The sequence below is a fragment of the Streptomyces sp. NBC_00287 genome, assembly GCF_036173105.1.
Taxonomy (GTDB): domain Bacteria; phylum Actinomycetota; class Actinomycetes; order Streptomycetales; family Streptomycetaceae; genus Streptomyces.
Genome location: NZ_CP108053.1, coordinates 695151 through 719014, shown reverse-complemented (window position 1 = coordinate 719014; position 23864 = coordinate 695151). Strand labels below are relative to the sequence as shown.

Annotated in this window: 26 protein-coding genes and 1 pseudogene; 11 read left to right on the top strand and 16 right to left on the bottom strand. The window is 71.7% G+C overall.

Annotated elements, in window-relative coordinates; translation table 11 throughout:
• The first annotated feature begins 15 nt into the window (after positions 1–15).
• A complete protein-coding gene (locus tag OHT76_RS03575) occupies positions 16–654 on the top strand; it encodes a TetR/AcrR family transcriptional regulator (protein ID WP_328869245.1) in 639 nt (212 codons plus the stop codon).
• Here OHT76_RS03575 and dhaM read toward each other — a convergent pair whose 3' ends face one another.
• The 4 genes from dhaM to OHT76_RS03555 form a co-directional block, all read right to left on the bottom strand.
• The gene (gene dhaM, locus OHT76_RS03570; RefSeq protein WP_328869244.1) at positions 655–1065 is read right to left on the bottom strand and encodes a dihydroxyacetone kinase phosphoryl donor subunit DhaM; all 411 of its coding nucleotides are present in this window, start codon (positions 1063–1065) and stop codon (positions 655–657) included.
• Positions 1058–1657, bottom strand: a complete 600-nt coding sequence (gene dhaL / locus OHT76_RS03565; RefSeq protein WP_328869243.1) for a dihydroxyacetone kinase subunit DhaL — start codon at positions 1655–1657, stop codon at positions 1058–1060. Before dhaL ends, dhaM begins: the two co-directional genes overlap by 8 nt.
• 47 nt (positions 1658–1704) lie before the next feature.
• Entirely contained in the window at positions 1705–2697 is a 993-nt protein-coding gene (gene dhaK / locus OHT76_RS03560; RefSeq protein ID WP_328869242.1) for a dihydroxyacetone kinase subunit DhaK, read from the bottom strand.
• Positions 2698–2803: 106 nt separating this feature from the next.
• A complete protein-coding gene (locus tag OHT76_RS03555; protein WP_328869241.1) occupies positions 2804–3925 on the bottom strand; it encodes a PP2C family protein-serine/threonine phosphatase in 1122 nt (373 codons plus the stop codon).
• 174 nt (positions 3926–4099) lie between these two features.
• Between OHT76_RS03555 and OHT76_RS03550 the strand changes: the two genes are divergently transcribed.
• Both OHT76_RS03550 and OHT76_RS03545 read left to right on the top strand, forming a co-directional pair.
• Positions 4100–4390, top strand: a complete 291-nt coding sequence (locus OHT76_RS03550) for a hypothetical protein (RefSeq protein ID WP_328869240.1) — start codon at positions 4100–4102, stop codon at positions 4388–4390.
• A gap of 119 nt (positions 4391–4509) precedes the next feature.
• A pseudogene (locus OHT76_RS03545) lies at positions 4510–4998 on the top strand (CBS domain-containing protein); the annotation flags it as partial.
• A gap of 136 nt (positions 4999–5134) precedes the next feature.
• Here the strand turns inward: OHT76_RS03545 and OHT76_RS03540 are convergent.
• From OHT76_RS03540 to OHT76_RS03510, 7 genes are all read right to left on the bottom strand, one after another.
• Entirely contained in the window at positions 5135–5974 is an 840-nt protein-coding gene (locus OHT76_RS03540) for an SDR family oxidoreductase (RefSeq protein WP_328869239.1), read from the bottom strand.
• A gap of 23 nt (positions 5975–5997) precedes the next feature.
• Positions 5998–7188 carry an NAD(P)/FAD-dependent oxidoreductase gene (locus OHT76_RS03535; protein ID WP_328869238.1) on the bottom strand — a complete coding sequence of 397 codons (1191 nt, stop codon included), beginning with the start codon at positions 7186–7188 and terminating at the stop codon, positions 5998–6000.
• Positions 7185–7382, bottom strand: a complete 198-nt coding sequence (locus tag OHT76_RS03530) for a ferredoxin (RefSeq protein WP_328869237.1) — start codon at positions 7380–7382, stop codon at positions 7185–7187. The genes OHT76_RS03535 and OHT76_RS03530 overlap by 4 nt, the downstream gene beginning before the upstream one ends.
• Positions 7383–7411: 29 nt before the next feature.
• Positions 7412–8653 (bottom strand): cytochrome P450, encoded by a 1242-nt coding sequence (locus tag OHT76_RS03525; RefSeq protein WP_328869236.1) that lies wholly within the window; start codon positions 8651–8653, stop codon positions 7412–7414.
• 129 nt (positions 8654–8782) lie between these two features.
• Positions 8783–9568 carry a response regulator transcription factor gene (locus OHT76_RS03520; protein ID WP_328869235.1) on the bottom strand — a complete coding sequence of 262 codons (786 nt, stop codon included), beginning with the start codon at positions 9566–9568 and terminating at the stop codon, positions 8783–8785.
• Between the two features lie 33 nt (positions 9569–9601).
• The gene (locus OHT76_RS03515) at positions 9602–10108 is read right to left on the bottom strand and encodes a MarR family winged helix-turn-helix transcriptional regulator (protein WP_328869234.1); all 507 of its coding nucleotides are present in this window, start codon (positions 10106–10108) and stop codon (positions 9602–9604) included.
• A 92-nt stretch (positions 10109–10200) separates the two neighbouring features.
• Positions 10201–11178, bottom strand: a complete 978-nt coding sequence (locus OHT76_RS03510; protein WP_328869233.1) for a quinone oxidoreductase family protein — start codon at positions 11176–11178, stop codon at positions 10201–10203.
• 108 nt (positions 11179–11286) lie between these two features.
• On the opposite strand from OHT76_RS03510, the gene OHT76_RS03505 reads away from it, so the two are divergent.
• Genes OHT76_RS03505 through OHT76_RS03495 form a run of 3 tightly spaced genes read left to right on the top strand, consistent with a single transcriptional unit; the run spans position 11287 to position 12735 of the window.
• Positions 11287–11619 (top strand): ArsR/SmtB family transcription factor, encoded by a 333-nt coding sequence (locus OHT76_RS03505; RefSeq protein WP_328869232.1) that lies wholly within the window; start codon positions 11287–11289, stop codon positions 11617–11619.
• A gap of 25 nt (positions 11620–11644) precedes the next feature.
• A complete protein-coding gene (locus OHT76_RS03500) occupies positions 11645–11815 on the top strand; it encodes a hypothetical protein (RefSeq protein WP_328869231.1) in 171 nt (56 codons plus the stop codon).
• Between the two features lie 35 nt (positions 11816–11850).
• Positions 11851–12735, top strand: coding sequence for an NAD(P)-dependent oxidoreductase (locus OHT76_RS03495; RefSeq protein WP_328869230.1), 885 nt, complete (start codon positions 11851–11853; stop codon positions 12733–12735).
• Between the two features lie 26 nt (positions 12736–12761).
• Here OHT76_RS03495 and OHT76_RS03490 read toward each other — a convergent pair whose 3' ends face one another.
• A complete protein-coding gene (locus OHT76_RS03490; RefSeq protein ID WP_328869229.1) occupies positions 12762–13658 on the bottom strand; it encodes an EamA family transporter in 897 nt (298 codons plus the stop codon).
• Between the two features lie 68 nt (positions 13659–13726).
• Here OHT76_RS03490 and OHT76_RS03485 point away from each other — a divergent pair, with 68 nt between their 5' ends.
• Positions 13727–14581, top strand: a complete 855-nt coding sequence (locus OHT76_RS03485) for a LysR family transcriptional regulator (RefSeq protein WP_328869228.1) — start codon at positions 13727–13729, stop codon at positions 14579–14581.
• Positions 14582–14610: 29 nt separating this feature from the next.
• On the opposite strand, the gene OHT76_RS03480 is transcribed toward OHT76_RS03485, so the two are convergent.
• Entirely contained in the window at positions 14611–15345 is a 735-nt protein-coding gene (locus OHT76_RS03480; protein WP_328869227.1) for an SCO2400 family protein, read from the bottom strand.
• 366 nt (positions 15346–15711) lie between these two features.
• Here OHT76_RS03480 and OHT76_RS03475 point away from each other — a divergent pair, with 366 nt between their 5' ends.
• The 3 genes from OHT76_RS03475 to OHT76_RS03465 all read left to right on the top strand — a co-directional run bounded on the left by OHT76_RS03475 (position 15712) and on the right by OHT76_RS03465 (position 19779).
• Positions 15712–16452, top strand: a complete 741-nt coding sequence (locus OHT76_RS03475; protein WP_328876444.1) for an HAD family hydrolase — start codon at positions 15712–15714, stop codon at positions 16450–16452.
• Positions 16449–18821: a glycoside hydrolase family 65 protein gene (locus OHT76_RS03470; RefSeq protein ID WP_328869226.1), complete on the top strand. Its 2373-nt coding sequence runs from the start codon at positions 16449–16451 to the stop codon at positions 18819–18821. The genes OHT76_RS03475 and OHT76_RS03470 overlap by 4 nt, the downstream gene beginning before the upstream one ends.
• 76 nt (positions 18822–18897) lie before the next feature.
• Positions 18898–19779: a universal stress protein gene (locus OHT76_RS03465; protein ID WP_328869225.1), complete on the top strand. Its 882-nt coding sequence runs from the start codon at positions 18898–18900 to the stop codon at positions 19777–19779.
• Here OHT76_RS03465 and ppk2 read toward each other — a convergent pair whose 3' ends face one another.
• Positions 19780–20583: a polyphosphate kinase 2 gene (gene ppk2 / locus OHT76_RS03460; RefSeq protein WP_328869224.1), complete on the bottom strand. Its 804-nt coding sequence runs from the start codon at positions 20581–20583 to the stop codon at positions 19780–19782.
• A 60-nt stretch (positions 20584–20643) separates the two neighbouring features.
• Between ppk2 and OHT76_RS03455 the strand changes: the two genes are divergently transcribed.
• Positions 20644–23025: a phosphoketolase family protein gene (locus OHT76_RS03455; RefSeq protein ID WP_328869223.1), complete on the top strand. Its 2382-nt coding sequence runs from the start codon at positions 20644–20646 to the stop codon at positions 23023–23025.
• A gap of 77 nt (positions 23026–23102) precedes the next feature.
• Here the strand turns inward: OHT76_RS03455 and OHT76_RS03450 are convergent, their stop codons facing one another.
• Together OHT76_RS03450 and OHT76_RS03445 are read right to left on the bottom strand one after the other, a co-directional pair.
• Positions 23103–23447: a hypothetical protein gene (locus OHT76_RS03450; RefSeq protein ID WP_328869222.1), complete on the bottom strand. Its 345-nt coding sequence runs from the start codon at positions 23445–23447 to the stop codon at positions 23103–23105.
• A gap of 39 nt (positions 23448–23486) precedes the next feature.
• Positions 23487–23852, bottom strand: coding sequence for a DUF6479 family protein (locus OHT76_RS03445; RefSeq protein ID WP_328869221.1), 366 nt, complete (start codon positions 23850–23852; stop codon positions 23487–23489).
• Positions 23853–23864: the final 12 nt, after the last annotated feature.

Sequence of the window (23864 nt, the reverse complement as noted above, 5' to 3'; positions counted from 1 at the left end):
GGACCGGAGGAAGAGATGACCGCAGCCCGCGCCCGTACGGGAAGACCGCCGCTGACCGAGGAGCGCAAGGCCGAGATCCGGCTGGAGATAGCCCGGGCCGCGGTCGACCTGTTCGTCGCCCAGGGTGTGACGGCGACCACCGGCGAACAGATCGGACAGGCGGTCGGCGTCTCGGCGCGGACCGTGTGGCGCTACTTCCCCAGCAAGGAGAGCTGCGTACAGCCGCTGTTCTCGGCGGGGATCGACGCGATCGCCGAGTGTCTGCGGGACTGGCGCCCCGGGCAGCCGCTGGAGCTGCTCTTCGACCGAAGGCTCGCGGCCGACCCCCACTTCGTCGCCGGCCCGGAACGGGCCACGGTCGGGGCTCTCGTACGGCTGACCCGTACCGAACCGGGCCTGCGCGCGATCTGGCTCCAGACGTACGACGAGGCCGAGCCGGCGTTCGCCCGCGCCCTCGGCGACCGTGCCGGGCTGCCCGCGGACGATCTGCGGCCCACGATCCAGGCCGCGATGTTCAACGCGGCCCTGCGCGCGGCCGTCGAGCACTACGCCTGGCGTACCGACGACAAGGAGAGCGACGCCGCGAGGGCGGAGACCGAGCTGGTGGCGACCATGCGCTCGGCCCTAGCCGTCGCGGCGCAGGGGCTTGCCTGATCAGACCTTGCGGTAGGTGTACGCCTCCTCCGCCGCCGCCTCTACCGCCGCGAGGTCCGCGCCGGTGGCCGCCGTGACGACCGCGGCGATGGCGCCCTCGACGAAGGGGGCGTCCACCAGGTGGGTGCGGTCGGGGAGTTCGTCGCCCTCGGCGAGGAGGGCCTTGACGGTCAGCACCGCGCTGCCGAGGTCGGTGAGGACCGCCACCCCGGCGCCCCGGTCCACGGCTGCGGCAGCCGCGGCGATCAGTTCGGAACTGGTGCCGAGGCCGCCGCCCTCGGTGCCGCCCGCCGGAGCCACCGGCACCGAAGTCCCGCCGCCCGCAAGGCTCTTCGCCAGCTCGGCCACCGACGCGGCCACCTCGGCACTGTGCGAGACCAGCACGATCCCTACGACCTTGTCGTCACTCACCGTTCGCCTCCGCCAGAGCCGCGACCAGCAGGGCCGACGAGGTGGCCCCCGGATCCTGGTGCCCGATGCTGCGCTCGCCGAGATAACTCGCCCGCCCCTTGCGCGCCTGGAGCGGTGTCGTAGCGAGCGCTCCTTCCTCGGCGGCGGCCCGCGCCCCGGCGAAACCGTCGCCGAGCGCGTCCATAGCCGGGACCAGCGCGTCGATCATCGTCTTGTCGCCCGGCGCGGCACCCCCGAGCGTCATCACCGCGTCGACCCCGGTACGGAACGCCTCCGCGAACTGCGCCTCGTCGACTTCGGCGGCCTCCCCGAGCGCCTTGCCGGTACGCCGCAGCAGGGTCCCGTACAGCGGCCCCGAGGCACCGCCCACCGTCGAGATCAGCTGCCGTCCGGCGAGGATCAGCACGGCGCCGGGCGTCTCCGGGGACTCCTTGTCCAGGGCCACGGTCACGGCGCGGAACCCGCGCAGGAGATTGCTGCCGTGGTCGGCGTCTCCGATCGGTGAGTCGAGGGCGGTGAGCCGTTCCGCCTCACGTTCGACGGACGCGGCCGTCGCGGTCATCCAACGGCGGAAGAAGTCGGCGTCGAGCACGGAATCTCCTTGCGTGGTAGGTACGTTGACACCCGGGCGCCGCCCGCTCACATGCCCCAGCGCAGCCCGGCCGTCTTCACCGGCGCATCCCAAAGCCTCAGCAGCTCCTCGTCGATCTGGCACAGGGTGACCGAGGCGCCGGCCATGTCGAGGGACGTGACGTAGTTGCCGACGAGAGTGCGGGCGACGGCGACCCCGCGTTCGGCGAGCACGCGCTGGACCTCGGCGTTGAAGCCGTACAGCTCCAGCAGCGGGGTCGCGCCCATGCCGTTGACCAGGACCAGCACGGGGTTGCTCGGGGGCATGTCCTCCAGGATCGCGTGCACCGCGAAGTCGGCGATCTCGCCCGAGGTCATCATGGGCCGCCGTTCCCGGCCGGGTTCGCCGTGGATGCCGATGCCCAACTCCAGCTCGCCGGAGGGCAGATCGAAGGTCGGGCTGCCCTTGGCGGGCGTGGTGCAGGCGCTGAGTGCTACGCCGAAGCTGCGCGAGTTCTCATTGACCTGACGGGCGATCGCCTGCACCCGCTCCAGCGGCATGCCCTCGTCGGCCGCGGCCCCCGCGATCTTCTCCACGAACAGCGTCGCGCCGGTACCGCGCCGCCCGGCGGTGTACAGGCTGTCGGTGACCGCCACGTCGTCGTCGACGAGGACCTTCGCCACCTGGATGCCCTCGTCCTCGGCGAGTTCGGCGGCCATGTCGAAGTTGAGGACGTCGCCGGTGTAGTTCTTCACAATGAACAGCACGCCCGCGCCGCTGTCCACGGCAGCCGCGGCGCGCACCATCTGGTCCGGCACCGGAGAGGTGAACACCTCGCCCGGGCAGGCCGCCGACAGCATTCCGGGCCCCACGAACCCACCGTGCAGCGGCTCGTGGCCCGAACCGCCACCCGAGACGAGGGCGACCTTCCCGGCCACGGGCGCGTCCCGCCGTACGATCACCCGGTTCTCGACGTCCACGGCCAGTTCGGGATGGGCGAGCGCGACACCGCGCAGCGCGTCCGCGACGACGGTCTCCGGGACGTTGATCAGCATCCTCATGGGTACCTCCTGGTGAGCTGGGCAGACAGCTTCCGGACCGCTCTGGGCAGTATCGACCTTGCGGCGGGGAAGGTCACGTGGGCGGCCGGAACGGGCGGCGCGTTACTCAGCGGCGCGGTGACCGGCGGATGGTCAGGACGGCGATGTCGTCGTGGCGGCGGGCTTCGCCTGCGAAGGCGCGGGCGTCGTCGTGCAGGGCGCCGGGGAGCTCCGTGGGGGAGAGGCCGAGGTGCTTCGACAGGCGCTCGTCGAGTGGGTAGAACGTGCCGTCGTCGGCGCGGGTCTCGGTGAGGCCGTCGGTCGTCAGCAACAGCGTGGTGCCGGGCGGGAAGTCGAACCAGTCCACGGTCGTGGGCTCGACGGCGAGTTCGGCGAGTCCGAGCGGGACACCGGAGTCCAGCGGCGGCGTGGTGACGAGGCCCTCGTGCAGCAGCCGGGGCGGGATGTGCCCGCAGTTGACGGCCTGGGCCTCGGGGCCGGCGTCGATGCCGATGATGAGGGCGGTGACGAATCGTTCGTCTTCGCCGGTCTGCTGGGCCTGGGAATTGTGTCGTACGACGGCGGCGTCCAGGACGTCGACGAGCGCCGTGAGGGTGGGTTCCCGGTGGGCCGCCTCGCGGAAGGCGCCGACGACGGCGAACGCGGCGCCGACGGCGGCCAGCCCTTTACCCTGCACGTCACCGATCAGCACTCGCGTGCCCCAGGGTGAGGCGACGACGTCATAGATGTCACCGCCGACGAGCCGGTCCTCGTGAACGGGTTCGTAAACACCGTTGACCAGGACGTCGTCGCTGACCACGGGCAGGGGGTGCAGGATGTGGCGTTGCATGGCCGCGGCGGCGGACCGCAGGTTCAGCATCTCGTGCTCGCGCCTGATGCGGCGGCCGCAGGCGTAGACGGACGTCATGCCCAGCGCGAGGGTGAGCAGCATCAACAGGATGCGGTCGAACCAGTGCTCGCCGCCGACGGGCCGTACCACCACGCTCGCGGTGACGACGAGCGTCGTCCAGGCGGCGACGAAGCGTGTCTGCCGGACGCTGCACAGCGCGGACGCCGTGCCCGGCAGGAAGACCAGCAGCCCGAGAAGCCACACCGTGGATCCGGACAGGACCCCGAGGACTTCCACCAGGACCGTCACGGACACCACTCCGGCGACCAGTTCGGCGTTGCCCGGAGGCTCGATGGCTTCGAAGTCTTCGGTGGGGCGCGGTCGACGGCTACCGGTCATGGGGACTCCCGGGCTGGTGATGATCTCCGAGTACGTTATGCAGACCGTGCCGCACGGGAGAGGCGCCCCGCCGAGTGCTGGTTCCGCCCGAGACGGTGATGAAGGGTCCCGTCGGCCCGGCTCGTCGACGTCGCCCAGATTCTGGCCGCCGTCACGGCGCGCTGCTGATCACCGGTGAGCGCAGGACTGACGTACGCCCTGGCACTGGCCTCGTGCACGCTCGCCCATCTGGTCGGCGACGTGCTGCTCGAAGACGGCGAGTACGCCCAAGGGGAGCCGTGGCCCGCGCTGTTCGGCATCGCCGCACCCTTCGCGGTGGCTGCACTGCTCGGCCTCACGCTCGGTACTCTCGTACACCTCACTCCCGTGGCCGTGGCGCGTCCGGGGCGGTGGGGCCGGCGGTCTCCCCCTGGATCACACGGGGCGGTGTCTGCTCCCTCTCCGCTGCCCGGCCCTCCGCCTTGAGGATGCGTGCTGAGTCCGAACATGTCGCTTCCCGACCGCGTCAGACGTTGACGCCGAAGTCGGCACGGCGTGGGACGCGGTGGTGCCGGCCGGGACGTCGGCGCCCGACGCGGCACGGCTTCACCGACGACCGGCTCGCCCGGATGGTCATCGACTCCAGAGAGGCCGGCCTGCTCTCGCCCGCCGACGGCGAACGGCTGCGCGACGCACTGGAGCTGGGCACCCGACCGGTCGGCGAAATCCTCGTCCCCACGCAGCAGATGCGCACCGTCGACCACACCGTCACCCCGGCCGAACTCGAACGGACAGCCGCCGACGCGGGTTACTCCCGCTTCCCGGTCACCGGCCCGAACGGCACCCTGCTGGGCTACCTGCACATCAAGGACACCCTCGGTGTCACCGACCGCGACCGGCCCTTCCCGAGGGGCGCCCTGCACCCGGTCACCCGGGTCCGCATCGACACCCCGCTGGACGACACCCTCACCGCCCTGCGCGCCGACGGCAGCCACCTGGCCGCCGTCACCGGCGAGGCGGGCGCGGTCCTGGGCTTCGTGACCATGGAGGACGTCCTGTCGGAGCTGGTCGGCCCGGCACCCGCGCCCGCCTGACCACCGGCCGTGACGTACGACGGTCCGGAACGCCGCTGAAGTCGTCCTCGCCGCGGTCCGCGCGCGCCGCGGCGCCCACCCGTGGGCGACCTTTCCGGCCACGGGCGCGTCCGGTCGTACGGGCCGCCGTGCGCTGTCAGCCGTGCCGCATGTGCCGGCGGATCCATGCCGCCTGCCCGCCGTCGACGAGCAGGTCGGTGCCCGTGACGTACTGCGACTCGGGGCCGGTTAGGAAGGCCGCGGCATCGGCGATTTCGGCGGGTGTGCCGGGGCGGCCCGCGCCGCACGCGTCGAGCATCTTGAGCATGTGCCTGTCCGGGTCCGACTCGGACTCGGCCTTCGCCATGGTGGTGGAGATGACGCCGGGGCTGATGGTGTTGATGCGGGCACCGCGCCGGTTCCAGGCGAGCGCGGCAGCCTGTACGCGTACGAGGTTGGCGCGCTTGGCCAGCAGGTAGGCGGCTGTCGTGTCGTTGCCGAGAGCCGCGACCGCGTCCAGGGCGAGCAGTTCCTCCGCCGGAGCCGTCGCGAGGGCCGCTTCGTCCTCGGCGCTGATCGAGGCCAGGTGTCCGGCCACGCTGGCGACGCAGACCAGAGAAGTGCCGCGGACGGCGAACTCCTCGAATGCCTCGATCACATACACCGTGCCGAGCAGGTCGACGTCGAGGATCCGCCGTACGGACGCGGTCGCTGCGGCGACGCCCGCGGTGTGCACGATCGCGGTGATCCTTCCTTCGTCGGCGGCCGTCCGGGCCAGGTTCCGCACCGACGCCCGGTCGGAGACGTCGGTGGGCACGCCCCGTGCCTCGTACCCTTCGGCGCGCAGTTCTTCGACGGTCCTGTCGAGGCGCTCACGGGAGGCGTCGGCGAGGATCAGCGTCCGCCCGCTGCCCAGCCGCCGCGCGACCGCCGACCCCATGCCGCCGGCTCCGGTGACGACGACCACGTCCCGCGCGTCGTCGGTGCGGTGGTGCATCAACAACCTCCTTGTCATCAGGGTCAGGCCGCGTCGGGCGCCGACGTCCCGGCCGGCACCAGCGCGTCCCACGCCGTGCCGACGGCAATGGCCTGGCGCCAGGCGCGGACGGCCTTGGGCGGCATGCCGACCGAGAGCGCGCCGGTCAGCTTCTCGTCCCTGCGATAGGCGGCAACGAACCGGCGCTCGGCCAAGTCGCCGTCCACGACGGCGACTTCGTCATGGCCGCGCAGATAGCCGTACGCCTGGATCCTCAGGTCGTACTGGTCGGACCAGAAGTACGGCACCGGAGCGAAAGGCTTACGTGTCTCGGGCGCGGCGAGCAGGTTGCGGGCGGCGGCCATGCCCTGTTCGGCGGCGTTGGTGCGGTGCTCGATCCGCATCGGCAACCCGAACAGCGGGTTGTGCCAGCGGGCGACGTCACCGGCCGCGTACACGCCCTCGGCGGCCTCGCAGTACTGGTCGCAGACCACTCCGTCGCCCACCGTAAGCCCGCTGTCCGCCAGCCATGCAGTGTTGGGCAGGGAGCCGATGGCGACCAGGATCTCGTGGGCCTCGACCACCTCACCGTCCGCGAGCCGCACACCCTCCTCGGTCACCTCCGTCACGGTGACACCCGTGCGCAACTCCACTCCGCGGTCGAGGTGCACCTGGGAGAGCACGCGGCCGACCTCGGTGCCCACGGCGTGGGCCAGCGGCACCGGGGCGGGTTCGAGGAGGGTCACCTCGCAGCCCAGCTTCCGTGCGACGGCGGCGGCCTCGGCGCCCAGGAACCCCGCGCCGACCACGACCAGGCGGCTGCCCGGCTTCAGCTGCGCGCCCAGGGTCAGGGCGTCGTCCAGGGTGCGCAGGACGTGCGCCCCCTCCCCGGGCAGTCGGCGTGGCCGTACGCCGGTGGCCACGATCAGTCCGTCGTACGGCGTCTGCGAACCGTCGGCGAGGCGCACCCTGCGGTCCGTCAGGTCCAGCCCGGTCGCGGTCACTCCCAGCCGCAGGTCGAGATCCAGGGCGGCGAGGTCGGCGGGCGGGCGCAGCGGCAGCTGCTGGGCGCTCCATTCGCCGGAGAGGATCTGCTTGGACAGCGGGGGACGGTCGTACGGGGGATGCGGCTCGTCACCGATGAGCGTCAGGGCGCCGTCGTAGCCCTCGCGGCGCAGCGTCTCGACCGCCGAGAGCCCGGCGGCCGAGGCGCCGACCACCACGATCCGGTTCACTGGTCCACCAGCCGGATCGCCGCGGCCGGGCAGATCGCCACGGCCTCCTGCACCTCGTCCAGGAGCTCCTCGCCCGGGTGTTCCTGAAGCAGGACGGCCACTCCGTCGTCGTCCCGCTGGTCGAAGACATCGGGGGCGGCCATCACACACTGCCCCGATGCCACACACTTCGGTACGTCCAGTTCCACACGCATGGGTGCCACCTTGTTCTCGTCGCGCGGGTTCACCAGGCCACCGGCAGGCTGTGCACGCCGTAGGTGGTCCCGGTGTGGTCGAATTCCAGGTCCGTGATGTCGGCGGCCAGCCGCAGCCTGGGGATGCGGCGGTAGAGGGTGCCGTAGACGACCTGGAGTTCCAGGCGGGCCAGGTTCTGGCCCAGGCACTGGTGAGGGCCGTAACCGAAGGCCTGGTGGACGCGGGCCGGGCGGGTGAGGTCGAGGCGCTCGGCCTGGGGGAAGACCTCCGGGTCCCAGTTCGCGGTGTGCAGATCGAAGATCATGCCCTCGCCCTTGCGGATGACGACCTCGCCGATCTCGATGTCGTCCTTGGCGACCCTGCGCACACCGGTCTGCACGATGGACAGGTAGCGCAGCACCTCGTCCACCGCGTTCGCGATCAGCTTCGGGTCGTCGGTCTCCCTCAGCAGCGCAAGCTGGTCGGGGTGCTGGAGCAGGGCAAGCGTGCCCAGGCTGATCATCGTGGCGGTGGTCTCATGACCGGCGATCAGCATCGCCACGCCCATGTGGACGGCCTCGGTGTGGGTCATCTCGCCGGCCTTCACCCGGCCGGCCATCTCCGACAGCACGTCCTCGCCCGGGTCGGTCGTCTTGTGCCGGATCAACTTGTCCAGGTAGGCGGCCAGTTCACCGCTGGCCCTCCTGGCCTCCTCAGGCGCCACCGAACTGTCCAACACCACGGTGCTGTTGCGCTGGAAGAAGTCGTGGTCGTCGTACGGCACTCCGAGCAGCTCGGCGATCACGAGCGAGGGCACGGCCAGCGCGAACGCCTTGAGCAGGTCCGCCGGGTTCGGGCCCGCCAGCATCTCGTCGATCAGGTGGTCGACGATCTTCTGGACCGGCGCCCGCATCGTCTCGATCCGCTTGACCACGAACGGTCCGTTGACGGTCCGCCGCAGCCGCGTGTGCTCCGGTGCGTCGGTGTTGGTGATCAGCCGTGGGGTCAGCGGAGCGATCTCCGCCCGGTGCGCGTTCACGTAGGGGAAGCCGGGGTCGAGGTCGTCGTCACTCACGCGCGGGTCGGGCAACAGGGCGCGCTGGTCGGTGTGACGGGTGATCAGCCAGGGAGTGGTGCCGTTCCAGATGCGTACCCGCGTGATGGGTTTCTCCGCCCGCAGCTCCTGCGCGGTCGGAGCGGGAGCAAGGGGGCACTGCGCCGCCCGCGGCAGCGGATACTCCGGCAGCGGCTCGGCCGCGCCGGTGACAGGGCAGGACAGGGCATCGGTCATGGCATCTCCTCGGTGAGGTGGGGGGACCGGCCGAAACAGGGAGCCGGAATCCGGAGACCACACGTAGGGAAGCGGAGCGGACTGACGGATCCCCGCCGGTTCACCGACAACAAGCTGACGTGACGCACATCACGAACGACCGGCGGGAGCCGCGACCTCACGAACCTCGCGGTCGGCTGCGGGCAGTACCGTGCCCGGCTCCCGTGGGTCCCTGCCCAGGACGGAGTGGCCGAGCCAGTAGCCGAAGCCCCGGCGAGTGTGGATCAGTGCGGGACGGTCCTGGTCCACCTTGTGCCGGAGCCGGGAGACCAGCTTCTCGATCGCCTGACCGCCTCGAAAGTCGCCCCATACATGTTGGCTGATCTGTTCCTTGGACAGCACCTGCCCCGCGTTGAGCAGGAGGTGACGCAGGAGCCGGTACTCGGCAGGGGTGAGGTCGAGAGCCCTGGGCCCGCGCCAGGCCTGGCAGGCGGCGTCGTCAAGGGTCAGATCGCCGTAGGACGGTGCCCTGTCGTGCCGTGCGGGGTGCCCGTCTCGCAACAGGCCCTGGACCCTGGCGAGGACCTCGGCTGTCCGCACCGGCTTGAGGACGTAGTCCTCCGTTCCGACCCGCAGCTCGGGCAAGAGGCGGTGAATACCGTCGTCCGTGGTGAGAAAGAGCGTCGGGGGGCGAGCCGCGGTGGCGGATCGGCGCCACCGGATGAACTCCTCGATCACGCGCGGCGAGCTGTCCAGGACCACGAGATCGCACGCGTGGCGCATGATGGCCGACACGGCCTCGGCACCGCCGACCGGCGCGGCCCGATAGCCGGCCGACTCCATGGCTGTGGTGAGGAGTTCGGCTGTGCCGGGATCGCCGGACGCGATCAGGATCCGAGGGCCGCTGTCACGCGCCGGTGAAAGGTGCTCGTACATGGGGGACCGTTCGCGTAGGGCTCTCAGTACACGTCACAGGTGCGGACTCGCCGGAAGGGGATACGTCCACCTCCTCGTTGGCCTCGAAGTCGTCAACCAGCCGGCTGAAGAGAGCGGCAGCACGTGCAGATCACCGGCTGACCAGCCGGCCAGGGCCGCCGTCATTCCCCGGCGGCCGGCCGCGCGCATACGGTCCGCGGCCTCGCTGCCCGCTGCCGTGAGCTGGATGCGCTGAGCACGGCGGTCGTCGGGGTCCGGTTGCCGCGACACATAACCGGCTCTCTCGAGCTGATGCAGCTGCCGGGTGACGTGAGAGGCCTCCACGGAGAGCCGGACCGCCAGCACTCCGGGACGCAGCGGCTCGCCCAGGGCGGCGAGGTGTCGCACGATCGCCGCCGCGGCCCGGTCGAGCGACAGCCCGGAGACGGCCATCAGACGCTCGTGCTGCCGGGCCCTGGCGGCCAGGTAGGTGATGCGGGTGAGGGCGTGCTCGATCTCGGCTATGTCCTCCGAGACGGAGCTTGTGGGGGGTGGGGGCATGGGGCCACCGTAACAACAGTCATTGCCTAAGTTAAGCAACATTCTCGGCCAACTTCTGCTGCCGCGAGCGGCCGTGCGTGTGGTGGCCGCCCTCAGCCAGTGACCCGCAGCACCAACTTCCCCGTAGACGTACGGCCGCCCATCAGCCGATGCGCCCCCGCCGCGTCCGACAACGCGAACTCCGCGGTGATCGGCAGGTGCACGGTGCCGTCCGTGACCGTACGGAACGCCCGCTCGGCGAGCGCCCGGAGCGCGTCCGGCGCTGACTGGGCGAGGGCCAGGATGGAGAAGCCCGCGACGGAACGGCCCTGTGCGTAGAGCTCGGGCTGTCCGACGTGCCACGGCTCCGCCCCGCTCGCGTTGCCGAAGGACACCAGGCGTCCGAAGGCGGCCAGTGCGTCGAGGCCCCGGCGCAGGGTGTCGCCGCCCACGGGGTCCAGTACGAGGTCCACGCCCCGGCCGCCGGTGGCGCGGCGGATCTCTTCGGGGAAGGCGTCGGGGGTGAACACCTCGTCGTAGCCGTGCTTGAGGGCGTACTCGGCCTTGCTCGCCGAGGAGGCGACGCCGTACACCGCCCCGGCACCCGCCGCCAGGGCGAGCTGCCCGGCCACGGTTCCGATGCCGCCCGCCGCGCCGTGCACCAGCACGGTCTCCCCGGCGCGCAGACGCCCCACCTCGTGCAGGAGGGCATGCACGGTCGGCACGACCGTGGGGAGCGTCGCCGCCGTCCGCAGGTCCAGGCCCTCGGGGAGCGGGAAGACGGTCGCGGCGTCGGCGACGACCACCTCCGCGTAGGCGCCCCGGCCGACGAGAGCGGCGACCTCCTGCCCCGGGCGCAGGCCCTCGACGCCCTCGCCGACGGCCCGGATCCGTCCGGAGACCTCAAGGCCCGGGCGGAACGGCAACGCGTCCACCCGGTACCCCTCGGCCCGTGCCTTGACGTCCGCGAAGTTCACGCCGACATAGGCGGTGTCGATCGTGACCTGGCCCGGTCCCGGCTCCAGGGCCTCGACCTCCACGATCTCCAGCACCTCGGGACCGCCGTACTCCTGGAACTCGACTGCGCGCATGGGAACGGGCCCTTCTGTGAAGTGTTCGGGCGAGTGTTCAATCGGAAGCGAACACCTGGACTGTAAGATACGGATCGAACACTCAGCAAGTGACATGGGGAGCGAGGCATGGCGAACCAGGCGGCCGGCGGCAGTCATCGCGCCGCACCGGTGCACACGGATCCCGACGACGTCTCCGTCCAGACCGCGCTGTCCGCGGTCGCCGACCCGGTGCGCATGCAGCTCATCCGCGAGCTGGCGGGCTCCGCCGACTGGTCGCGCAGTTGTGGCAGCTTCGATGTGCCGGTCGGCAAGGCCGCGCTCAGCCACCACTTCTCGGTGCTGCGTGGCGCGGGGTTGGTCGAGCAGCGGGACGAGGGGCCGAAGCGGGTGAACCGGCTGCGGCGCGAGGAGTTCGAGGAGCGCTTTCCCGGGCTGCTGGACCTGGTGCTGCGGGGCTGAACCGCGGCCCGCGGAGCGGCTCGATGTGCTGGACGCCTGGCTGGTGGAGGATCTTCCCGGTGGCCGGGTACGGATCCTCACCCAGGAGACTCAACTCGGCGAGCCCGCCGCGGCCCTGGCCGAGGAGCGGCCGAACCCGATGCTCAACGGCCACCAGGCCTGGCTGGACGGTCTGGTCCGCGCCGCCCTCCGCTGACGCGGTACCCGAGAAGACACAGGAAGGCGAACGTCATGACCGACAAGCTCACCGTCGCGGTGCTCGGCACCGGGATCATGGGGGCCGCGATGGCCCGTAACATCGCGCGCGCCGGGCACACCGTCCGCGCCTGGAACCGCACCCGCGCCAAGGCCGAACCGCTCACCGACGAGGGCGCGTTGGTCGTCGACAGCCCCGCCGAGGCCGTGCGGGACGCCGACGTCGTCCTGACCATCCTGCACGACGGCCCCGCCGCACTCGACGTCATGCGCCAGGCCGCACCCGCCCTGCGCCCCGGCACCGCGTGGGTGCAGTCCACCACCGCAGGGATCGAGGCCCACACCCCTCTGGCCGACTTCGCCCGCGAGCACCAACTCGCCTTCTACGACGCCCCCGTGCTCGGCACCCGTCAGCCCGCCGAGGCCGGTCAGCTCACCGTGCTGGCCGCCGGGCCGGTCGAGGGCCGGGAGAAGGTGACCCCGGTCTTCGACGCGGTCGGCGCCCGTACGGTGTGGACCGGCGAGGACGGCGCGGCGGGCACCGCCACCCGGCTGAAGCTGGTCGCCAACAGCTGGGTCATCGCCGCCACCGCCGCGGCAGGCGAGACGCTCGCCCTCTCCCGCGCCCTCGACGTCGACCCACAGCACTTCTTCGAGCTCATCGCGGGCGGTCCGCTCGACATGGGCTATCTGCGCGCCAAGTCCGGGCTGATCCTCGAAGACCGGCTCTCCCCGGCGCAGTTCGCGGTGTCCACCGCCGCCAAGGACGCCCGGCTCATCGTCGAGGCGGGCGAGCGTGGCGGCATCCGCCTGGACGTCGCCGCCGCGGGCGCCGCCCGACTGGAGCGCGCGGCCGCCCAGGGGCACGGCGACGAGGACATGGCGGCCGCGTACTTCGCGAGCTTCGACGAGGAGAGCTGACTTCGCCGAGGAACTCAAACAATCAATCAGGCGTCGACCTGAGGCGCGCGCGAGGTCAGGATGCTGAGCGCGTTCGCAGCCACGATCGCCCCGATGCTCGCCCACTCCGCCCAGCCGAGGCCCTGCCCGAGCCCGACCAGGCCGACGAGCGCCGCGAGCACGGGGTTGACGCTCATGAACAGGCCGAACGCCCGTGCCGGAACCCGGCGCAGGGTGAGCAGGTCGGCCAGGTAAGGGACGGCCGAGGACAGGACTCCGGCGGTCACGGCGCACGCGACTGCCGCGGGGGTCGGCGGCTGCCGTACGACGAGGACGATCCCGACCGGGAGGAACAGCAGGGCGGACAGCGTGGCCGCGGCTGCCGCGCCCTGCGCGCCGGGCACGCGCTGTCCGACGGTGCGGTTGAGCAGGATGTACGACGCCCAGCAGGCGGCGGCGAGCAGCCCCAGGCCCATGCCGAGGTAGTCGGCGGAGGGCTGCGGCCGCATCAGGGCGATCACGCCGGCCGCGGCGATCACCGCGCACAGGGCGTCCACCCGGCGCCGCGAGGTGGCCAGGGCGATGGCGAGCGGGCCGAGGAACTCCAGGGTCACCGCGAGCCCCAGGCCGACCCGGTCGATGGCGGTGTACAGCGACAGGTTCATGGTGCCGAACACGACCGCCAGCAGCGCGACCGGCCACCACTGCCGCCAGGTGAAGGCCCGCAGCCGGGGCCTGCCGACGGCCAGCAGGGCCAGGGCGGCGACGTACTGGCGTACCGCGACGACACCGATCGGACCGAGCACGGGGAAGGCGAGCGAACCGATGGCGGCACCGGTCTGGTTCGACAGCCCGCTCGCGACCATCGTGGCGACACCGGTGAGGCTGCCGGGCGTGGACTTCGGCTGGGGAAGGGCGACCTCGGGGGCGGCTGCGGTGCGCATACGGACAGCGTGGAGTCGCCGGACGCATACGCAAAATGCGTACACGGATCTATCTATACGCTTGAGTCATGGATGTGGAACTCCGCCAGCTGCGCTGCCTGGTCGCCATCGTCGACGAGGGCAGCTTCACCGATGCCGCCATAGCGCTCGGCGTCTCCCAGGCGGCCGTGTCCCGCACCCTCGCCTCCCTCGAACGGGCTTTGGGCGTACGGCTGTTGCGCCGGACCTCGCGCGAGGTGACCCCCACGGGGACGGGACTGCGCGTACTGGCGCACGCCCGCCGGGTGCTCGGCGAGGTCGACGACCTGGTCCGGGAGGCCACGTCCGGACACGGCCACCTGCGGATCGGCTACGCCTGGGCGGCCCTCGGCCGGCACACCCCGGACTTCCTGCGCCGCTGGGCCGCCGCCCACCCCGGGACCGACCTCCAGCTGGTGCGCGTCAACTCCGCCACTGCGGGCCTGGCGGAGGGTGCCTGCGACATGGCCGTCGTACGCAGGACGCTGGACGACCGCAGATTCGACTCCGCGATCATCGGTCTGGAGCGGCGGCTGTGCGCGGTGGCCGCCGACGACCCGCTGGCCCGGCGCCGCTCGGTCCGCCTCGCCGACCTCGGCGGGCGCACGCTCCTCGTCGACCGGCGCACGGGCACGACCACGGCCGACCTGTGGCCCCCGGACGCCCGCCCGGCGACGGAGGAGACCCACGACGTCGACGACTGGCTGACCGTGATCGCCACCGGCCGCTGCGTGGGCATGACCGCCGAGGCGACCGCCAACCAGTACCCGCGCCCGGGGGTCGTCTACCGCCCGGTGCGTGACGCCGAGCCCATCGCCGTACGGCTGGGCTGGTGGCGGGACGATCCGCATCCGGCGACTCAGGCGGCGATCGAGTTGCTGACGGGCCTGTACCGGAACGACTGACCCTGCCTACGACGCCCTGTTCCGTGGGATCAGTTGATGCACAGCACGAGCACGCAGAGCCCCGCCGGCGAGGTCGCCGAGGGCGAGGGGGTCGCCGACGGTGTCGCCGTGCCTTCGGTGGCCGGGGGTGTGGGCGTGGCCGTCTGCTCGGGGACCGTGGCGGTGATGCCGGGGACGACCTGTGACTGGGCGGCCGAGGTCACCGTGGGCGCCGGAGAGGTGGGGGCGTGCGGCTGGGCCTTGGTCGGCGTGGTGGCGACGGCCTGCTCACGCGGGGCGTTGGTGGCCGACGGCCGGGCGGAAGGAGTGTCGGGCCGCGAGCGGCGCGTGCCCGGCGGTGTCGACGCCGCCGGAGCGGGCTCGGTGGCCCGGTCCTCGGTGGCGCCCATCGCCGTGTTGTCGGGTGCCGTGGCCGCCTGCGCCCGGTCTCCGGACCGCCCGTCCATCGCGGCGACGGTCAGCCCGCCGCCGACCAGTGCGACCGCGGTGGCCACCACGGCCTTGCGCTGGTTCTTCTTCCAGCGGGCCCGCTGGCGCCGCCGTGCCGCCCGGCCCTGCGGCGTGGCAGGCACGGCTTCCGTTTCCCCGTACGGAACGTCGGCCGCTTCCTCGACGGGCGGATACGTGTCCTGCCACGGGTCAGGGACGGAGGCTGCCGCGGGAGCCATCGCCATGGGCGGAGCGATGTCCGGGGCGTAGGCGCCGCACCCGGGGCACACCAGGGCACCGTTGAGGTGCCGACGGCATGTGGAGCAGTAGTCCATCCGTGGTCTTCCTGGCTCGGCGTTCGCACGTGAGATCGATGTTCACGCGTGGGATCGATCGGCCAGAACCGTAGCGAGGCTTTCGACAGTCCGTGTGCAGCCTGTGTGTCGCTCCTGCACAGAAGTTGTCGCCGAGCCAGAAAGGGCGGAAAGGACCCATCCGCTTCTCGCGGATCCTGATTGCGCGGTGCGCGGTCCGAAGCCGCTTCTCCGCGTCCGTTCGAGGCCCTTTCCGTCACCTCCAGGACACCACACGAATCGCGGACCCACCAGGGCCGGGCGGCTCACCCCTGCGGTCGCCCGGTCGTCACCCGTGCGACCGTGGAATGGAGCACCGCGCTGCAGCCGACGGAGGCCGGAGTGACCATGGAGCCCCTCGCCCCCCTGCTGACGGACGTCCAAGCCGTCGTCTTCGACACGGACGGGGTGATCACCGACTCCGCCCGGGTGCACGCGGCGGCCTGGAAAGAGGCCTTCGACGCCTTCCTACGGGCGCATCCGCCCGCGGATCCCGAGCAGCGACGGCCCTTCGACCTCGCGGACGACTACCTGCGGTACGTCGACGGCAAGTCCCGCCTCGACGGCGCCGCCGCCTTCCTCGCCTCCCGTGGTATCGACACGTCGGACGCCACCGTGCAGTCCGTCGCCGCCGACAAGGAGGAACTGTTCACCCGACGGCTGCGCGAGCACGGCGTGGACGCCTACCCCGGCACCGTACGACTCGTCCGCGCCCTGCGCCGGGCGCAGGTGCCCGTGGCGGCGGCCTCGGCCTCCCGGCACGCCGGTGAGCTGCTCACCAGGGCCGGTGTGCGCGACCTCTTCGACGTCCTCGTGGACGGCGGCGAGGCAGCCCGGCTGGGCCTGCCGGGCAAGCCGAAGCCCGATCTGTTCCTCACCGCCGCCGACCGGCTCGGCGTCCCCGCCGACCGTGCCGCCGTGGTGGAGGACGCCCTGGCCGGCGTAGAGGCGGGCAGGCGGGGCGGCTTCGCACTCGTGGTGGGCGTGGACCGGGCCGCCTCGGGGGACTCGGCGGAGAGGCTGCGCCGGCACGGCGCCGACATCGTCGTACGAGATCTGGCGGAACTGCTGGGTGAGGAGTCGAAGTGACGGCGGGATGGACCTGGGAGTACGAGGGCTACGAGCCCGCGGACGAACGGCTGCGCGAGTCCCTGTGCACCCTGGGCAACGGCTACTTCGCCACCCGAGGCGCATTCCCGGAGTGCACGGCCGACGACATCCACTACCCGGGTACCTACGTCGCGGGCTGCTACAACCGGCTCACCTCCGACGTGGCCGGGCGGCAGGTCGAGAACGAGGACATGGTCAACCTCCCGAACTGGCTGCCGCTGCGCTTCCGCCTGCGCGGCGGGCCATGGCTCACGCCCGACACCGCCACGCTGCTGGAGCACCGTCTGGAACTGCTCCTGGCCTCCGGGATGCTGCTGCGGCACACCCGCTACGACCTCGGCAAGGGACGCGTCCTGACGGTGCGCCAGCAGCGCATCGTGCACATGGCGGACCCTCATCTGGCCGCGCTGCGCACCGAGTTCACCGCCGAGGGCTTCTCCGGCGAGCTGGAGGTCGAGGCGTCCCTCGACGGCGGCGTCACCAACTCCGGCGTGCCGCGCTACCGCGACCTGGACGGCCACCACCTGATCCACGTCCACGCGGGCACCGCCACCCCGGACACCGTCTGGCTGCGCTGCCGTACCCGCACCTCCGACCTCCGCATCGGCATGGCCGCCCGGCTGACCTCCGACGCGCTGGTCACCGTCCGCAACAAGAGCCGGCGCACCACCCAGCACACCCTCCTGACGCTGACCGAAGGCGGTACCTGCACCGTCGACAAGATCGTCGCCCTGCACACCTCGCGCGACCCCGCCATCAGCGATCCGCTGTACGCCGCCGTCGACCGGGTCGGCCGCGCGCCCGGCTTCGACGACCTGCTGACCTCACACTTCACGTCCTGGGACCAGCTCTGGCGCCGGGCCGCCCTCGAAGTCGCCGGGGAACCGGGCCACGTCCTGCGCCTGCACCTGTTCCATCTCCTGCAGACACTCTCCCCGCACACCGCCGACCTCGACGTCGGCGTACCCGCCCGGGGACTGCACGGCGAGGCCTACCGCGGCCATGTCTTCTGGGACGAACTGTTCGTGCTGCCCTTCCTCAACCTGCACTTCCCCGAGGTCTCCCGAGCCCTGCTGCGCTACCGCCACCGCCGTCTGGAACAGGCCTGCACCTCGGCCCTGGCAGCGGGTCGCAGGGGCGCCCTGTACCCCTGGCAGAGCGGCAGCGACGGCCGTGAGGAGACCCAGCAACTCCATCTCAACCCCCGCTCGGGCCGCTGGCTGCCCGACAACTCCCGGCTCCAGTTCCACGTCGGCTCGGCCATCGCGTACAACGTGTGGCAGTACTGCGAGGCCAGCGGCGACATGGAGTTCCTGCACACCAAGGGTGCCGAGATGCTGCTCCAGATCGCCCGCTTCTGGGCCGACGCGGCCGTCTGGGACGACAGCCTGCGACGGCACCGCATCAAGGGCGTGGTCGGCCCCGACGAGTACCACGACGCCTATCCCGACGCGACCATGCCCGGCCTCGACGACAACGCCTACACCAACGTCACCGCCGCCTGGGTGCTCTCCCGCGCGCTGGAACTGATCGCCGCCCTGCCGGAACCCCGGCGCCGTGAACTCGCCGAACGTACCGGCCTCGACGGGAGCGAACTGGAGCAGTGGGAGGAGGTCTCCCGCACGCTCCACGTGCCCTTCCACGCCGGTGTCATCAGCCAGTTCGACGGCTACGGCGAGCTCGCCGAGCTCCCCTGGAAGGATTACCGGCACCGTTACGGCGACATCCGCCGCCTGGACCGGATCCTGGAGGCGGAGGGCGACACCGTCAACCGCTACCAGGCTTCCAAACAGGCCGACGTCCTGATGCTCGGCTATCTCTTCGCACCGGCCGAACTGCGGGGTCTGTTCCACCGGTTGGGACTGACGCTCGACGACGACATCTGGCACCGCACCGTCGACTACTACCTGCACCGCACCAGCCACGGCTCCACCCTCAGCGGCCTCGTCCACGGCTGGGTGCTGGCCCGTGCCCGGCGGGCGGAGGCATGGAAGTTCTGCCAGGAAGCCCTCCAGGGCGACATCGCCGACGTCCAGGGCGGCACCACCGGCGAGGGCATCCACCTCGGCGCCATGGCCGGCACCCTCGACCTCATCCAGCGCGGACTGACCGGCCTGGAGACCCGCGACGGAGCGCTCTGGCTCGACCCGGTACCGCTGCCGGAACTCTCCTCGTACGGCTTCGCGGTGCGCTACCAAGGCAATTGGGGCGTACGGCTGCACCTGGAGCGCCGCGAGCTGGACATCGCCGTCCCGTCCTCCGACGTGTCCCCGATCGAGGTACGGCTGACAGACCGCACGGTCGTCATCGAGCCGGGGGAGTCGACACGGCTGGAGCTGCCGGACTGACCTCGGGGCGAGAGGCTGGAAACCGGCTCTTCGGATACCCGGATATCCGGGAGAGCCCGGAGAAGGGAGACCGGTGATGAGCGGTCCTGTCGTCGTGGGTGTGGACGGATCGGAGTCGAGCCTGACCGCCGTGGAGGTCGCCGCGCGCGAGGCCGCCCTGCGCGGTGTGGGGCTCCGGCTGGTGCACGCCTTCGGGTGGCCGTCGCTCCATGTGCCGCCCCGGGTGCCGCCCTGGACTCCGGCGAGCGCCGGAGTGCGTGAGCTGATCGACGGCACGCTCGCCGAGGCGGAACGGCGTGCCCGCACGGCCGCACCCCACGTGGCGATGGAACGCGAGGTCGTCGTCGGCGAGCCGGTGATGGTGCTGGAACTGGAGACCCGGACGGCGTCCCTGGCCGTCGTCGGCAGCCGGGGCCTGAGCCGCTTCGGCAGCCTGCTGCTCGGCTCCACCGCCGCGCACATGGCCGCCCACGCCGGCTGTCCCGTCCTGGTCGTGCGCGGCCGGCCGGAACCCGCCGGCCCGGTCCTGCTGGCCGTGGACGGCTCGCCGCAAGCCGAGCCGGCGGTCGAGTTCGCCTTCACGCAGGCCTCCCTGCACGGCACCGACCTGGTGGCCCTGCATGCCTGGAACACCCACACCGAACGGGTCTACGAGGCCCCGGGCGACCCGCCTTTCGTGACGTACGACGAGGACCGGCTGCGCGACGAGGAGGAGCGGGTGCTCGCCGAGGCGCTCGGCGGGCTGCGCGAGAAGTACCCGGACGTCGAGGTAGAGCGCCGGCTCGTGCGCGGCCGGATCCGCCACACGCTGATCGAGGCCAGCGCCGAGGCCGGTCTCGTGGTGGTCGGGGCGCGTGGCCGGGGCGGCTTCACCGGGCTGCTGCTCGGCTCGGTCAGCCAGGCCGTGCTGCACCACGCCCACTGCCCGGTCGCGGTCGTACGCGCCGGTGGCCAGTGACTACAGGCTCGCCGCGTGATCCGGCACGTAGGTTTGCAGATCGCGCGGCGGGCGCTCGTACCCGGTCGACGGCGGCCGCTCCGGCAGCTCCAGCACCGGCGGCGGCACGTCCTTGTAAGGCACCGAATCCAGCAGGTGGGCGATCATGTTCACCCGGGCGCGGCGCTTGTCGTCGCTCTCGACGACGTACCAGGGCGCCTCCGCGATGTCGGTGTGGATCAGCATCTCGTCCTTGGCCCGGGAGTACTCCTCCCAACGGGTGATCGACTCCAGGTCCATCGGCGACAGCTTCCAGCGCCGCAGCGGATCCTCCAGGCGGCGCCGGAAGCGGTCCTGCTGCTCCTCGTCGCTGACCGAGAACCAGTACTTGCGCAGCAGGATCCCGTCCTCGACGAGCATCCGCTCGAAAATGGGGCATTGCCGCAGGAAGAGCTGGTACTCCGCCTTGGTGCAGAAGCCCATCACATGCTCGACACCGGCCCGGTTGTACCAGCTGCGGTCGAACAGCACGATCTCCCCGCCGGCCGGCAGATGCTCGACGTACCGCTGGAAATACCACTGCGTGCGCTCGCGCTCGGTCGGCGTGGGCAGGGCCGCGATCCGCGCCACGCGCGGGTTCAGATGCTCCGTGACCCGTTTGATGGTGCCGCCCTTGCCCGCCGCGTCCCGCCCCTCGAAGATGACGACAAGACGGGCGCCCTCGGCACGCACCCACTCCTGCAGCTGCACCAACTCCGTCTGCAGCCGCAGCAGTTCCTTCTCATACGTCTTGCGCGGCAGTTTCTCCGCCTTGTTGCCGGCCATGCCGCCTCCCACCGCCCGACGACCTGTCGATGACCCCGTCGATGACTTAGGAGTCCCCCCGTGTCCGAGGTCGAACACCCGAACAGCACCGTACTGACCGACGACGAGCTGCGCACCCTGGACGCCCACTGGCGCGCGGCCAACTATCTGGCCGCCGGACAGATCTACCTGCTCGCCAATCCGCTGCTGCGCGAGCCGCTCAGCGCCGAGCACCTCAAGCCGCGGCTGCTGGGCCACTGGGGCACCTCGCCCGGCCTGAACCTCGTGTACACCCACCTGAACCGGGTGATCAAGGCGCGGGGGCTCGACGCGCTGTGCGTGTGGGGCCCCGGGCACGGCGGTCCTTCCGTGGTCGCCAACTCCTGGCTGGAGGGCAGCTACAGCGATACGTACCCGGACGTCGGCCGGGACGCGGAGGGCATGCGGCGGCTGTTCAGGCAGTTCTCCTTCCCCGGCGGGGTGCCCAGCCATGTGGCGCCGGAGACGCCGGGGTCGATCCATGAGGGCGGTGAGCTGGGCTACGCGCTCTCCCATGCCTACGGTGCCGCCTTCGACAGTCCCGGCCTGGTCGTCGCCTGCGTCATCGGCGACGGCGAGGCGGAGACCGGGCCGCTGGCCGCCTCCTGGCACTCCAACAAGTTCCTCGACCCGGTCCACGACGGCGCCGTCCTGCCGATCCTGCACCTCAACGGCTACAAGATCGCCAACCCGACCGTGCTGGCCCGGCTGCCCGAGCCGGAACTCGACGAGCTGCTGCGCGGCTACGGCCACGATCCGCTGTACGTCTCCGGCGACGACCCGGCCGCCGTCCACCGAGCCATGGCCCAGGCCTTCGACACCGCGCTGGACCGTATCGCCGGGATCCAGCGCGGCGCCCGTGAGGAAGGGGTGACCGAGCGGTCGAGGTGGCCGGTCATCGTGCTGCGCACGCCCAAGGGCTGGACCGGCCCCGCCGAGGTCGACGGTGTCCCCGTCGAGGGCACCTGGCGCGCCCACCAGGTCCCGCTCGCCGGTGTCCGCGAGAACCCCGAGCACCTGCGGCAGCTGGAGCAGTGGCTGCGCTCGTACCGGCCCGAAGAACTGTTCGACGCCGACGGCAGGCCCGTCCCGGACGTCCTGGCCCCTCTGCCGGAGGGCGACCGCCGTCTGGGCGCCACCCCGCGCGCCAACGGCGGCCTGCTCGTACGCGAGCTGCCGATCGCCTCTCTCGACCGGTTCGCCGTACCCGTCGACAAACCCGGCACCACCCTGCACGAGCCGACCCGGGTCCTCGGCGACCTCCTCGCCCAGGTCATGAAGGACACCGCGGACCGCCGGGACTTCCGCATCGTCGGACCCGACGAGACCGCCTCCAACCGGCTCCAGGCCGTCTTCGACGGCAGCGGCAAGGCCTGGCAGGCCGAGATCCTGCCCGTCGACGAACACCTCGACCGGCACGGCCGGGTGCTGGAGATCCTCTCCGAACACACCTGCCAGGGCTGGCTGGAGGGCTATCTGCTCACCGGCCGGCACGGGCTGTTCTCCTGCTACGAGGCGTTCGTGCACATCGTCGACTCGATGGTCAACCAGCACATCAAGTGGCTCAAGACATCAAGGGAGTTGCCGTGGCGCGCGCCCATCGCCTCCCTCAACTACCTGCTCACCTCGCACGTGTGGCGCCAGGACCACAACGGCTTCTCCCACCAGGACCCCGGCTTCGTCGACCACGTCCTCAACAAGAGCCCCCAGGTCGTACGGGTCTACCTCCCGCCGGACGCCAACACCCTGCTGTCCGTGGCCGATCACGCGCTGCGCAGCCGCGACTACGTCAATGTCGTCGTGGCCGGGAAACAGCCCTGCTTCGACTGGCTCTCCATGGACGCGGCCCGCGCGCACTGCGCCCGAGGCGCCGGTATCTGGGACTGGGCGGGCAGCGAGAACGGCAGCGAGCCGGACGTGGTCCTGGCCTGCGCCGGCGATGTACCCACCCAAGAGGTGCTGGCCGCCGCCCAGTTGCTCCGCCGCCATCTGCCCCAGCTCGCCGTCCGCGTGGTCAACGTCGTCGACATCGCCCGCCTGATGCCCCGCGAGGAACACCCGCACGGCATGACCGACTTCGAGTACGACGGCCTGTTCACCGCCGACAAGCCGGTGATCTTCGCCTACCACGGCTACCCCTGGCTGATCCACCGCCTCGCCTACCGCCGCAACGGCCACCGCCACCTGCACGTACGCGGCTACAAGGAGTCCGGCACCACGACCACACCCTTCGACATGGTCGTTCGCAACGACCTCGACCGCTACCGCCTGGTCATGGACGTCATCGACCGCGTCCCCGGACTCGCGGTGCGCGCGGCGGCCGTACGCCAGGAAATGGCCGACGCACGTACCCGCCACCACGTCTGGATCCGCGAGCACGGCACCGATCTGCCGGAGATCGCGGAGTGGAGCTGGGGCTCCTGAGAGCGCAGGGGTGAGCCGGCGAACCCCTCGGTGAGCGCCAGCAGGAAGCCCTGGCTGCCGCGCCGGGAAACGGAGAGCTACGTACGATCACCCTTCGGCTTGCCCCGCTGGTCCGGCGTGCCGTGCGGCGGCGGGCTGAAGGGCTGGGGCGAGGTTGCGGGGGACACCGGGGAGCCCGAGTGACCCTCGCGCTGTTCCGGACGCAGGGCGCCGGGGTCGCCCCCGGTGGGCTCGGCGCCCGACTCCAGCTGCTCCAGCCGGTTGGCCAGCAGCTCGGTCACCGGCAGCCGGTCGGCGTGCGAACGCTCGTACGCCAGCAGCTCCTCGACCTCGTCGGAGCTCAGTGACCGGACGCGGCTCTCCAGCCCGCCGATCGGCAGATGATCGTAGTCGGGCAGGGGCAGGGTGTCGCGGTCGGCCATGGTTCTCACTTCCCTCGGGATGGGTTGCGCAGGTGTGCGTCAGGTTCCGCCCGGGCCGCCGCTGCCGAAGGAACCGCTGCTGCCCTCGTCCCAGCGGGGCCGTTTGCGCTCCGGGCCCGGCCGGGACGGGAGGTTGCCGTGGGCGGGCATCTCGTGCGGGGTCAGCCGGTGCTCGCTCCTGGGCACCTCGTCGGGCTCCCGGTTCTGCAGCTCCTCACGGACGGGGCCCTCGTCGGGCAGCCGGGGCTGCTGCTCCGGGCGCGGCGGGGCCGGTTCTCGGCGCCTGATCCGTCCGCCCAGGACGAAGGCACCGAGGAGCACGGCCACGACCACCACGCTCGCGACGATCAGTCCGATGCCGAGGGCGCCGCTCTCGGCGGCCAGGTCCAGCCAGGTCGTGTTCATGGGCTCGCGAGT

Coding starts and splice junctions, on each gene's coding strand:
- OHT76_RS03575 (WP_328869245.1), top strand. CDS start 16: ATGACCGCAGCCCGCGCCCGTACGGGAAGACCGCCGCTGACCGAGGAG.
- dhaK (WP_328869242.1), bottom strand. CDS start 2,697: ATGAGGATGCTGATCAACGTCCCGGAGACCGTCGTCGCGGACGCGCTG.
- OHT76_RS03555 (WP_328869241.1), bottom strand. CDS start 3,925: ATGACCGGTAGCCGTCGACCGCGCCCCACCGAAGACTTCGAAGCCATC.
- OHT76_RS03540 (WP_328869239.1), bottom strand. CDS start 5,974: ATGCACCACCGCACCGACGACGCGCGGGACGTGGTCGTCGTCACCGGA.
- OHT76_RS03530 (WP_328869237.1), bottom strand. CDS start 7,382: ATGCGTGTGGAACTGGACGTACCGAAGTGTGTGGCATCGGGGCAGTGT.
- OHT76_RS03525 (WP_328869236.1), bottom strand. CDS start 8,653: ATGACCGATGCCCTGTCCTGCCCTGTCACCGGCGCGGCCGAGCCGCTG.
- OHT76_RS03520 (WP_328869235.1), bottom strand. CDS start 9,568: ATGTACGAGCACCTTTCACCGGCGCGTGACAGCGGCCCTCGGATCCTG.
- OHT76_RS03515 (WP_328869234.1), bottom strand. CDS start 10,108: ATGCCCCCACCCCCCACAAGCTCCGTCTCGGAGGACATAGCCGAGATC.
- OHT76_RS03510 (WP_328869233.1), bottom strand. CDS start 11,178: ATGCGCGCAGTCGAGTTCCAGGAGTACGGCGGTCCCGAGGTGCTGGAG.
- OHT76_RS03505 (WP_328869232.1), top strand. CDS start 11,287: ATGGCGAACCAGGCGGCCGGCGGCAGTCATCGCGCCGCACCGGTGCAC.
- OHT76_RS03495 (WP_328869230.1), top strand. CDS start 11,851: ATGACCGACAAGCTCACCGTCGCGGTGCTCGGCACCGGGATCATGGGG.
- OHT76_RS03490 (WP_328869229.1), bottom strand. CDS start 13,658: ATGCGCACCGCAGCCGCCCCCGAGGTCGCCCTTCCCCAGCCGAAGTCC.
- OHT76_RS03485 (WP_328869228.1), top strand. CDS start 13,727: ATGGATGTGGAACTCCGCCAGCTGCGCTGCCTGGTCGCCATCGTCGAC.
- OHT76_RS03480 (WP_328869227.1), bottom strand. CDS start 15,345: ATGGACTACTGCTCCACATGCCGTCGGCACCTCAACGGTGCCCTGGTG.
- OHT76_RS03475 (WP_328876444.1), top strand. CDS start 15,712: ATGGAGCCCCTCGCCCCCCTGCTGACGGACGTCCAAGCCGTCGTCTTC.
- OHT76_RS03465 (WP_328869225.1), top strand. CDS start 18,898: ATGAGCGGTCCTGTCGTCGTGGGTGTGGACGGATCGGAGTCGAGCCTG.
- ppk2 (WP_328869224.1), bottom strand. CDS start 20,583: ATGGCCGGCAACAAGGCGGAGAAACTGCCGCGCAAGACGTATGAGAAG.
- OHT76_RS03450 (WP_328869222.1), bottom strand. CDS start 23,447: ATGGCCGACCGCGACACCCTGCCCCTGCCCGACTACGATCATCTGCCG.
- OHT76_RS03445 (WP_328869221.1), bottom strand. CDS start 23,852: ATGAACACGACCTGGCTGGACCTGGCCGCCGAGAGCGGCGCCCTCGGC.